Source organism: Legionella sp. ST3F1, assembly GCF_048553315.1.
Classification (GTDB): domain Bacteria; phylum Pseudomonadota; class Gammaproteobacteria; order Legionellales; family Legionellaceae; genus Tatlockia; species Tatlockia donaldsonii.
This window is the reverse complement of record NZ_JBLZIO010000001.1, coordinates 103,704-115,199: the sequence shown is the minus strand read 5'-3', so window position 1 is coordinate 115,199 and position 11,496 is coordinate 103,704. Positions and strand designations below refer to the sequence as shown.

The window sequence follows — 11,496 nt, the reverse complement described above, 5'->3', positions numbered from 1 at the left end:
AAAAAATGGGTATAAAAAATAACAGATGACCAATATTGCTTGTTATCGATCATAAAAATAACAGTTGCATCCTGGGAACCTTTCTGTAGGATCTAGCCTGTTAGACTTAACAGGGAGTTACTATGCGTTTTTATTCACGGATGATTTTTCTGATAGTTGTCTTTATTTTCTCGGCCAATCCGTTGTTTGCGGAAGCCAAGCCTGTACTGGAGCAGCTACAGATACCTCAATGCTTGGCAGCCAAATTATCTGCAGAGTTCAGCATACTCGCTCAAAATAGGCATTTTAAAATTATTGAGCTTCCTACAAAGGAATTGGATAAACTTGCTTTATTAGCTGATGAAGCACATTGTGGTCGTTTTGTGAATGTGAGTCACTATTTTGTTAACAGCAAATCGACTGACAAACAAAAAATTGCCCGGCAGTTATTAGCAAAACCGCCAGTCTTTAAAACAGCGTTTCTCTCTTCGCCGCCTTATAAAATAAATCAGGAAAGAAACGTTAATGACGCTTTGGCAAGAATTGATGCTGACCATATCATTCAAGTCGTATCCCATTTGAGTAACTATTACAATCGTTCTGCAAGTGGGGATAGCGGCGTACAAACAGCAAAATGGTTACAGACACAATTTGATGGATTAGTACATGCCTACGGTCGCAGTGATACGAAAAGTTATTTTGTAAAGACAGGAAATTACATTCAACCTTCCTTGGTTACTGTAATAGGCAAGGATATCCACGCGCCCGCGATAGTACTTGGTGCGCATATGGATACCCTGGACGGCTTTATGCCAGGTGCTGGCGATGATGCAAGTGGCTCTGCCTCACTGATGGAAGTGGCCCGAGTGCTATTGGCCTCCTCGCTGACATTTGAGCGGCCAATCTATTTGATCTGGTATGCAGCGGAGGAGCGTGGTTTGGTTGGCTCCCAATATGTCGTGCGAAAGTTCCTGCGTAAAAAGATTCCGGTTAAAGCAGTCATTCAATTCGATATGACAGGGTTTCGTAATGATGCCAATGATCCCACCATGTGGGTCTTTCGTGATTATACCGATAAGATGTTGAGTGATTACATTGCTGAACTTATCAAAACCTATATCAAGGTCCCTGTCGCTTATTCCCGTTGTGGCTATGGTTGTAGTGATCATGCCTCCTGGATGTCTGCGGGTATTCCCGCTGCTTTTCCCTGTGAAACCAGCTTTGAACGGCATAATCCTTATATCCACTCTGCAGCAGATACGATGGATTTATTGAACACCGATCATATGGTTAATTTCACTAAACTGGGATTAGCCTTTGCAATAGAACTGGCAAGCGATTAGGCGTGGCATCTGGAGGCGAGGTGAAAATAACCTTGCCTTTATGGATTCAACTGCTCAAGCGATGAATCCATAATAACCGATTCCGCAGATGACTGCCAAAATCAAGACTCTCAGGTAGACACCAGAACGGGGGTTTTTATAGAGCGCTGCTAAATAAGACAGAGGATGACGGTAAATAAGACGGCGCATGATTTTTTTACTGACATTAACTGGAATGCCCGATACAGGTGATTCATGAATGCGGATACTGGGGCCTGCGTTAGCCTCAATAATAACACCAGCGGTAGATTGGATGGGTCGGTTAATATCCGCACATTGTACATCAAAGCCTACAAGCTCCAGACATAAGGCTTTCGCTGCAGCAGCCATTAGGCGACGATTTTCTTTGCATATTTTGTTGCCTAAAGAAGTGTAGGTACCTCCCCGTGTAGCATTACAGGTATAACCTAAGGTAAGCCATTCACCCTTGTAGGGGACATAGTCCACGGTGAGACCCAGCTCATCGAGCCTAATCAAACACTCATCATCAACAGTAATTGGACCGAATGCATCGCTGATTTGTGTTCGCTCAAGGTTCGTTATTTCGATCAGTTTTTGAATAGTATGAATCCCATCACCTATTATATGTGCTGGATAGCGTTGGATCACTCCTAGTACACGGCCGTTCAGTACCAAGACACGGTAAGAGTTTAAATTGCCATGAAACTCCTCGATCAGGAGATAGTCATCAGACTGGAAACCTTTAACCATATAATTCTTTAACTGGGTGAGTGTTTTAATATTGCATAAAACGCCTCTGCCTAGTTTACCTTCTTGAGGTTTTGCTACGAGAGGAAAAGAAAGGGGAGCTATTTTTTTTTCCATTTTTCCCTGGAGGTATTCATTAACATGAACGAAGTCACTTTTGGGAACAGGTAAGCCGGCTTGCGCGAGAATTTTGTTCATACAATATTTATGACGTGCCACATGAGCACTACCGCTATTATTAAGTGGAGAACTACTGCCATAAAAAAAGTAATTTTTTTTACCTAGCTTTAAAGTAAACCCTTCTATTTCAGGTGTTTCTTCAACAGGAAGAAGGAGTTTTAAGGCGGCTTCATAGTAACAACGCGCATTTTTGTTCATAGCAGTTCACAAGCCAGGTTATCCTCACTCCTTTATACTGGATTATTGTGCAAATTCGGTAAAGGAGCAAGGTACTATTAATTATTGTTCTGCCCTATCAGAACAGAGTGACACAGAGATAAATCAAGCCTAAAAAGAGTAGCAATAGGGCACTTTTTATAGAGATAGCAGCATGACCCTCTTTACACAGAGTATTTAAATAAGCCAAAGGATGTCTATAGAGGATACTGAGTATTATTTTTTTAGAAACCATAACCGGTGTTCCCTCCATTGGCTTTTCGTGGATCCTGATGCTCGGAGTTGGGTTAGCTTCAATAATAACGCCTCCAGAAGCCTGTATAGGAATATCAATATCAGGACATTCAACATCAAATCCAACGATATTCAAATTTAATGCTTGGGCAGCACGGAGAAAAAATTGCTTGTTCTCTTTACTAATTTTTTTATATATTGTTTGATAAACTCCGCCGCGAGTTGCATTCGATGCATAGCCTAAAGTAACTCTTTCATCCACTGCAGGAATATATCCCAAATCAATCTGGAGTTCTTGCAAGCGAATGTGGAGTTCTTCGTCAATACAAATGGGCCCTAAAAAATCACGGAGTTTATTTCGATTAATATTAGTGATTTCGATAAGCTCATGCAAAGTATGGCTACCATCACCTATAACAAAAGAGGGCTCACGAATAACAACACCAATTATTTTGTTGTAGAGAACAAGAATACGGTAGGATTTTAAATTGCCATGAAATTCTTGGATGATTAAACAGTCATTCGTTGCAAATTTATTGTGGAGATGTGTCTTTAACGCCGTTAAATTTTGAATATTACAGATGACATCCCTGCCTAGGGTCCCATCTCTGGGTTTTATCACTAATGGAAAAGTCAAATTCTTGATACAGGTTTCTAGTAGTCCTTGATTGAATTCCGAAGAGTGTATTGCTATCGATTTAGGAACAGGAAAACCTGCTTTCTCCAAAACCTTATTTGCAGTATGTTTATCATGTGCTATTAAAGAGCTCGTATTCAGGTTTAGTGGGGTTCTGGGGCCATAAAAAAAATATTGGCGCTTCCCGAGTAATAGTTTAAACCCGTCGATTAAGGGTTCCTGTTCTATGAGAAGGTTCAGTTTTTTAGCGCTTTCGTAGTAGCATTCTGCATTCTTATTCATAATATAAAAAATTTTTCTTCCTATGTTATTGTTACTATTATCGTGGCTTTATTGCAACAGTGAAGTAACCTTCCCGACCATCTAAGCGCAAGCCTTCGGGGAGATCCTCCCGAGAAAAAACATAGCTTTCTTCAATTACAAAACCGACTCGACCTAACTCTCGTGACAGTACTTTTTCGTCAAGAAAGTTAAGTGTATCAGGAATAAAAGCAGCATATTTTTTCTCCACCAATTTTTTCAAATTAGGGAAATAGCCTGGCCATAACTCATTATATAATAATCGTTGTTCATAAACAGGAATAAGATTTTTGAATACTCTAGTATAAGGAGTGCCGCTGATAATAAACAATTTGGAACCAGGACACAGGGTAAAAAACAGTTTCTCAAATCCCTGTCGTAGGGCCATGAAATCCAAATGTCCGAGAGTACGAGAAGCAAAAAATCCTCGTAAACTGTTCGCAGGCAGTTGTAATACTTCGGGGAAGCAACCGGGAAGTATTGTTAAGCGTGAGCGGATTTCCTGAGGAGTATTATTATAGAGAATTTGTAAATGTTGCTCTTCAATATCGTTGGCAATCACTGTGGCGCCAGCCTGTAAAGCAGCTAGAGTTACTGTACCATAAGCGGCTCCAATTTCTAAAACGGGGCCTGGTTGATTTGCGGCATATTCGATAAATTGTTGCGCGCGGTTATCAATATAAATAGACGTTACGCCCTTGTTATTGATTGTATAACGTAAATGAATTTCTCTGCGTCTATGTGTATTGCTCATAGGTAAGCTCTTTTTTAATGCTGTTAATCTAAGTTTACAATAATAGAGTTAAAAAGCAGGAGATTATCTATCAGAACCTGTGGTTTATTTATACTATATTTACATGAGCGAATGGATACTTATGAGAGTAGTCCCTGGTTGATGCCAGCTTTGTATAATGGATAGTTTTCTTCATGATTTATATGGATAATTTATGGCAAATTTTGATTTCACGTATACCTTCTTAAACAGAGAAAAATTACCTCTATTAATTCAGCCCACATCTGAGAGACAGGCAAATGTGGATACATTAATCCACTTTCTTAATGAGGAAAATGCATTTTTTAAAGAACAATTGTTGCAATATGGAGCGATTAGGTTTCACGGATTTCATGTTAATTCAGCCGAGCAATTCGCAGCTGTTATTAGTGCCTGCTCCTTAGGTATGCTTTTCAATTATGATTTGTGTGCAGTTCCTCGTACTAAAATTCAAGAGGGTATCTATACTTCAATCAACATCCATGAAAGTTTTAGTGTTCCTATGCATAATGAAAAATCTTATGATCCTGAATTTCCAAATTACATTTTTTTTAACTCCTTAAAAACGCCTGGGTTCGGAGGAAATACTCCTTTAGCTGACGGACATAAAATATGGCTTTCCCTTCCGGATTCTTTACAGCAAAAATTAGAAGCCAAAGGGATGTTATATCGCCATTTTTTTTATGGTAAAGGTCTTAGGCAGAGATTCGTTCGACTCATCGGTAAAGGCCTGAATTGCAGAACATGGATGAGCGCATTTCAAACAGAAGATAAAAACGAGCTCGAGAAGATTTTGCATACTCTGAATTTACAATTTAGATGGACGTCTAAAGGGAATGGCTTAATTACAGAAAGAACGCTACCTGCTTGCCGCCGTCATCCTATTAATAATAAAGTGGTTTGGTTCAATCAAGCCGCTCACAATAACTTGTATTATAATAAGAGCTTTGTTGCCATAAATCGTACAGTCAAAAATCCTATTGCACGCTTTATTCTGTCACATAGAAGTTTTCTGCCCTATGTTGTTTTTTATGGCGATGGTGAGCCTATATCAAAGAAAGAAGCGGACTTAATGCATTTTGCCATTAAGAAAAATATTGTATCTACTTCTTGGCAAGTCGGTGATCTTATGGTTGTTGATAATTACTCATGCATGCATGGTAAGGAGCCGCATAAGGGAGAGCGATTACTCTTGGCAGCGATGACAAAATAGTTGCTCCCAGTGATAAACCAAGCTATTGTTTTGCTTATATTATTAATTAATAACAGACAATAATCTTTATGCCTATAAAAAATCCTGAGCGATACAGCCATGTTGTAGTGCAAAAAGAATCTATAGTCGAAGAGCGCCTTCATCGCAAACAACGACTAGCCGCAGCCTTTCGTATTTTTGGCAAGCTAGGTCTAAATGAAGGTGTGGCTGGGCATATTACGGTTAGGGATCCCGAATATACCAATTATTTTTGGCTTAATCCTTTAGGTATTTCTTTTAACCAAATCAAAGTATCCGATTTAATCTTATGTAATGATGAAGGTCAAATTATTGAGGGCAAGCATACTCGACTTAACCGAGCTGCTTTTGCTATCCATTCAAGTATCCATAAAGCAAGACCTGACGTTGTCGCAGCTGCTCACTCGCATTCGCTCTATGGGACAACTTGGTCTACAACAGGGCGGTTATTGGAACCGCTTAGTCAATCTGGCTGTGCTTTTTATGAAGATCATAGCCTATTTGATGATTATACCGGAGTAGTTGTCCAACTCTCTGAAGGTGAGCGTATAGCCAAGGCGCTCGGAGATAAGAAGGCTATTATTCTGAAAAACCATGGCCTGCTTACTGTTGCTGATACGGTTGAAGCGGCAGTTTGGTGGTTTATTTCCATGGAGCGCTGTTGTCAAATGCAAATACTGGCTGAATCAACCAGACAAGCGATTGAGCCTATTAAGCGAGAGGTAGCGCTAAGAACTCGCAATAATGCTGTTGGATTTCCCTTGGCTGGATGGTCTAGTTTTCAGCCTCTATGGCAGGATATTATTACTGCTCATCCCGAGTTGCTGGATTAAAGCAAAATATTAAAAAGACGCCGATTTAAAATCGGCCTTGAATTTACCTTGTTTACGCAATAAAAATTTTTCCCTTGATGGGGCTTTTTGTTTAAGGATATTAGTGTTTGCTACGAGCCAAATTTAAATTATTTCCTTAGGACTGTGTTTATTGCTTGGCAGAGGAGGGCAGTGGTATTCTGCGGTAATTTGTCCTTGTGTATCGACAGCCTGCATAATGACTGGAAATTTCCATAGCGAATGGAGATGCCTTAATACCTCATTGGTATTTTCCCCGAGCGGGGTGCGATTTTGCTGTTTGTACTGTAAAGTCAACGAACGATTTCCTTCCATATCAACGGAGTAGACTTGAATGTCTGGCTCCAAATAGCTCAGATTATACTGGCGAGAAAGGGCTTCACGGATCATTTGATAACCTTGTTCATTATGAATGGCGCCGACCATTAAATCTGGATGTCTGTCATCATCCACAATATGGAATAATTTCATTTCGCGTATTAGACGCGGCGATAAATATTGGGCGATAAAACTTTCATCTTTAAAATTACGCATAGCGCTGTCAAGACTACCTAGCCAATCGGTATTGGCCAGGTAGGGGAACCACTGTTTATCTTCAGCAGTAGGATTTTCACAGATCCGTTTAATATCTTGCATCATATGATAACCGAGCGTGTAAGGATTAATGCCACTGAAATAAGGGCTATTGAAAGCTGGTTGCATGATAACATTGGTGTGATTTTGCAGAATTTCCAGCATAAATTCATCGGTTACTAAACCTTCGTCATAGAGGGCATGTAAAAGCGTGTAATGCCAAAAACAAGCCCAACCTTCATTCATCACCTTGGTTTGCCCTTGAGGGTAAAAATATTGCGCAATTTTTCTGACAATACGAACAATTTCACGCTGCCAGGATTCTAGTAGTGGCGCATTCTTTTCAATGAAATAGAGAATGTTTTCTTGCGGTTCTTCCGGAAAGCGTTTTTTGCGGCCATTGGCATCAATTTGTTTGCTTTGTGGAATAGTGCGCCATAATTCGTTGACCTGGGATTGCATATACATTTCGCGATTTTGTTGGCGAATTTTTTCTTCTTGAATTGATAAACCGGTTGGGTGTTTGTAGCGGTCGACACCATAGTTCATTAAAGCGTGGCAGGCATCAAGAATTGCTTCTACTTCGTCAATGCCGTGACGTTCTTCGCATTCGCTAATATAGTTTCTGGCAAAGACCAGGTAATCAATGATGGCATCTGCAGAGGTCCACATTTTAAACAGATAATTATTTTTAAAAAAGGAGTTATGTCCATAGCAGGCATGAGCTATCACAAGAGCTTGCATTGCCATGGTATTTTCTTCCATCAAATAGGAGATACAAGGATCGGAGTTAATAACCAGTTCATAAGCTAACCCCATTTGTCCTCGTTTATAACTCTTTTCAACCCCAACAAAGTGTTTACCAAAAGACCAGTGGTGATAACCAATGGGCATGCCTACTGACGCGTAAGCATCCATCATTTGCTCGGCAGTGATGATTTCAATTTGATTGGGATAGGTATCTAATTTGAATTCTTTGGCCAGGCGCGCAATTTCTTTATCATAGGCTTGAATCAATTCAAAGGTCCATTCAGCGCCGGTGGATAAAGGTTTCTTTCTCATGCGGTTTTCCTTTTGAACAATTCGCGAAATACAGGATAAATATCAGCGATATTATCGATATTTTCCATGGCAAAATTAGGGTATTGATTACGTACTTGCTGATAAACCTCCCACAGGCTTTGATGATGGCGAGGCATAATTTCAATGTAAGCGAAATATTGCAGCAAGGGCATGATTTTTTCTTGTAGTAATTCCTGGCAATAGGGCGAATCAGCGTTCCAGTTATCGCCGTCAGAGGCTTGCGCAACGTAAATATTCCAGGAGGCAGCCGGATAGCGTGAGTCAATAATGGCACTCAATAATTCCAGGGCACTGGAGACGACGGTACCGCCTGTTTCACGTGAATAGAAAAACTCTTCTTCATTCACTTCTTTGGCAGAGGTATGGTGACGAATAAAAACCAGTTCAATTTTCTCGTAATTTTTAGTTAAAAATAGATACAACAAAATGAAAAAACGTTTAGCGATATCTTTTTTGGCTTCATCCATAGAGCCTGAAACGTCCATTACACAGAACATAACGGCTTGTGTTGATGGGGCAGGAATTCGGACTCGATTATTATAGCGTAAATCAATTGTATCAATGAAAGGGACAGCACCGATTTTCTTTTTTAAAAACTCAATGTCGCTTTGCAAACGCAGCAACTCTAATCTATCTGGATTAGGGGATGCTTCCAGACGTGCTAATTCTTCTTCTGCACGGCGCAGATCACGTTTATAGGGCGATGCTAAAGCCACCCGCCGCCCGGTCGCTTGGCGCATGGAGCGGACGACATTAATATTGGAAGGAATACCGCTGCTAGTCACCCCGGCACGTATGGTTTTGTAAGTAGTCATGCGCGCCAATTCTTTTTTTACCAGATCAGGGAGCTCTAAATCTTCAAAATATAATTCCAGGAACTCTTCTCGTGATAATTGAAAAACGAATTCGTCTTCACCCTCACCACTATTAGAGGCTTGGCTGCCACTGCCGCCATCGCTGTTGCTGCTGGGACGTTTAATCCTGTCCCCTGTCATGAATTCATCATTCCCGGGTAAGATCCTTTCTATTCGTCCACCTTGTCCACGGTGAAAGCGCGGTTCGGAAATATCGCGGGCAGGGATACTGATTTGTTCGCCTTGATCAATTTCGGTAATACTGCGTTTACCCACCGCATCAGATACGGCACGTTTAATTTGGTTTTTGTAGCGGCGAAGAAAGCGTTGGCGATTAACCGTACTTTTCTTGCCGGCGTTCTGTCGTCGGTCAATCAATTGCGACATAACTACATCCTTATCAGCTGTTGCCTTGTAAGCCCATAGTAAATTGGCGTTACAAGACAAACTTAGATTTTGTTATTGCGATTTACGTACTCGCAAATACCATTCACAGAGCAATCTTACTTGTTTGCGGGTGTAACCTTTATCTACCATGCGTGCAATAAATTCCTCATGTTTTTTCTTATCATCTTCAGAGGCTTTCGCATTGAAGGAGATCACCGGCAACAGATCTTCTGTATTGGTAAACATCTTTTTCTCAATGACTGACTTCAATTTTTCATAACTATTCCATACGGGATTTTTGCCATGATTATTAGCCCGTGCCCGTAATACGAAATTGACAACTTCATTACGAAAATCTTTTGGATTGGAAATACCAGCCGGTTTTTCTATTTTTTCCAACTCAGAATTAAGTGAGCCGCGGTCAAAAATTTCGCCAGTATCCGGATCACGATAATCTTGATCCTGGATCCAGAAATCAGCATAAGTAATGTAGCGGTCGAAAATATTTTGTCCATATTCAGAATAGGACTCGAGATAAGCAGTTTGGATTTCCTTACCAATGAATTCAACATACTTGGCGGTCAGATGCTCCTTCATGAAGGTTAAATATTTTTCATGTAACTCTTGAGGGAATTGCTCCTGTTCAATTTGCCGCTCAAGTACATAGAGTAAATGGACAGGATTGGCGGCAACTTCAGAATGATCGAAATTGAATACTTTTGACAGGATCTTAAAGGCGAAACGGGTGGAAATTCCACTCATACCTTCATCTACACCGGCAAAATCACGATATTCCTGGTAAGATTTTGCCTTAGGATCGGTATCCTTTAAACTTTCACCATTGTACACACGCATTTTGGAATAGATACTCGAATTTTGTGGTTCTTTTAGTCGAGTCAAAACTGAAAACTGCGCTAGCATATCAAGTGTTCCTGGTGCACAGGGAGCCTCTTTAAGCGAACTGTTATCCAGCAATTTTTGGTAAATCCTGATTTCTTCAGAAACGCGCAGGCAATAAGGCACTTTAACGATATTGATACGGTCGATAAACGCTTCGTTATTTTTATTGTTACGGAATGATTGCCATTCTGATTCATTCGAGTGCGCCAGAATAATGCCTTCAAAAGGAATCGCAGATAATCCTTCAGTGGCATTGTAATTTCCTTCTTGAGTAGCTGTAAGTAAAGGATGCAATACTTTAATCGGGGCTTTAAACATCTCGACAAATTCTAACAAGCCACGGTTGGCTCTACACAGGCCACCCGAATAACTATAAGCATCGGGATCATCCTGGGAAAATTCTTCCAGTTTGCGAATATCGACCTTGCCTACCAGTGAGGAAATATCCTGGTTGTTTTCATCTCCGGGTTCAGTTTTGGCGATGGCAATTTGTTTTAGGCGCGAGGGTTTAACTTTTATTACACGAAATTGGCTGATATCGCCGTTGAATTCCTGCAAGCGCTTCACCGCCCAGGGAGACATGATATAACGTAGATGGCGTGATGGAATACCATAGCGCTCATAGAGTAATTCCGCATCCTCTTCCGGGTTAAACAGCGATAGTGGCGAATCAAAAACGGGTGAGCCTTTGATGGCATAAAAAGGAATTTTCTGCATCAAATCTTTCAATTTTTCTGCCAGTGATGATTTTCCACCACCAACCGGACCTAATAAATAGAGGATCTGTTTCGTTTCTTCGAGGCCTTGTGCGGCATGTTTTAAGAAACCAACGATTTGTTCAATAGGTTCTTCCATGCCAAAAAATTCTTTAAAAACAGGGTATTGGTGAATAATTTTATTGGAAAACAAGCGAGATAATATTGGGTCGTGGCGGGTGTCGACTATCTCTGGCTCACCGATAGCCAACAATAATCGTTCAGCTGGATTGGCATAAGCGGCAGGGTCTGTACGACACAGTTCCAGGTACTCATCCAGACTTAACTCCTCTTCTTTGTTGTCTACAAAGCGTCTTGTGTAACCTGCTAAAAAATCTTGTGTGCTCATAAAGTCATCCCCTTTTACTGAATCCCTTTGTGGGAAAAAACGCTCTTTCTTACTTTATAATTTTGCATTTCGCTCATAAACTCTTAGACTTGTAAAAGCGAGATA

The 11,496-nt window shown here is 40.6% G+C and carries 9 protein-coding genes; 3 read left to right on the top strand and 6 right to left on the bottom strand.

Annotation, left to right across the window (positions count from 1 at the left end; all coding sequences use genetic code 11):
- Nucleotides 1-122 precede the first annotated feature (122 nt).
- Nucleotides 123-1,322 carry an aminopeptidase LapA gene (lapA, locus tag ACN4Z1_RS00555; protein WP_228363665.1) on the top strand — a complete coding sequence of 400 codons (1,200 nt, stop codon included), beginning with the start codon at nucleotides 123-125 and terminating at the stop codon, nucleotides 1,320-1,322.
- Between the two features lie 54 nt (nucleotides 1,323-1,376).
- On the opposite strand, the gene ACN4Z1_RS00550 is transcribed toward lapA, so the two are convergent.
- From ACN4Z1_RS00550 to ACN4Z1_RS00540, 3 genes are all read right to left on the bottom strand, one after another.
- On the bottom strand, nucleotides 1,377-2,447 hold the full coding sequence (locus ACN4Z1_RS00550) for a UDP-N-acetylmuramyl peptide synthase (protein ID WP_228363666.1): 1,071 nt from the start codon (nucleotides 2,445-2,447) through the stop codon (nucleotides 1,377-1,379).
- A gap of 97 nt (nucleotides 2,448-2,544) precedes the next feature.
- Nucleotides 2,545-3,618: a UDP-N-acetylmuramyl peptide synthase gene (locus ACN4Z1_RS00545; RefSeq protein ID WP_228363667.1), complete on the bottom strand. Its 1,074-nt coding sequence runs from the start codon at nucleotides 3,616-3,618 to the stop codon at nucleotides 2,545-2,547.
- A 37-nt stretch (nucleotides 3,619-3,655) separates the two neighbouring features.
- Nucleotides 3,656-4,390 (bottom strand): class I SAM-dependent methyltransferase, encoded by a 735-nt coding sequence (locus tag ACN4Z1_RS00540; RefSeq protein ID WP_228363668.1) that lies wholly within the window; start codon nucleotides 4,388-4,390, stop codon nucleotides 3,656-3,658.
- 193 nt (nucleotides 4,391-4,583) lie between these two features.
- On the opposite strand from ACN4Z1_RS00540, the gene ACN4Z1_RS00535 reads away from it, so the two are divergent.
- Nucleotides 4,584-5,621: a TauD/TfdA family dioxygenase gene (locus ACN4Z1_RS00535; RefSeq protein WP_228363669.1), complete on the top strand. Its 1,038-nt coding sequence runs from the start codon at nucleotides 4,584-4,586 to the stop codon at nucleotides 5,619-5,621.
- 68 nt (nucleotides 5,622-5,689) lie between these two features.
- Nucleotides 5,690-6,472, top strand: coding sequence for a class II aldolase/adducin family protein (locus ACN4Z1_RS00530; RefSeq protein WP_228363670.1), 783 nt, complete (start codon nucleotides 5,690-5,692; stop codon nucleotides 6,470-6,472).
- A 123-nt stretch (nucleotides 6,473-6,595) separates the two neighbouring features.
- On the opposite strand, the gene ACN4Z1_RS00525 is transcribed toward ACN4Z1_RS00530, so the two are convergent.
- From ACN4Z1_RS00525 to ACN4Z1_RS00515, 3 genes are all read right to left on the bottom strand, one after another.
- Nucleotides 6,596-8,125: a SpoVR family protein gene (locus ACN4Z1_RS00525; protein WP_115220134.1), complete on the bottom strand. Its 1,530-nt coding sequence runs from the start codon at nucleotides 8,123-8,125 to the stop codon at nucleotides 6,596-6,598.
- Complete coding sequence (locus ACN4Z1_RS00520) at nucleotides 8,122-9,387, bottom strand: YeaH/YhbH family protein (RefSeq protein WP_115220135.1); 1,266 nt, start codon at nucleotides 9,385-9,387, stop codon at nucleotides 8,122-8,124. Before ACN4Z1_RS00520 ends, ACN4Z1_RS00525 begins: the two co-directional genes overlap by 4 nt.
- A gap of 72 nt (nucleotides 9,388-9,459) precedes the next feature.
- Nucleotides 9,460-11,391, bottom strand: coding sequence for a PrkA family serine protein kinase (locus tag ACN4Z1_RS00515; protein WP_115220136.1), 1,932 nt, complete (start codon nucleotides 11,389-11,391; stop codon nucleotides 9,460-9,462).
- Nucleotides 11,392-11,496 lie beyond the last annotated feature (105 nt).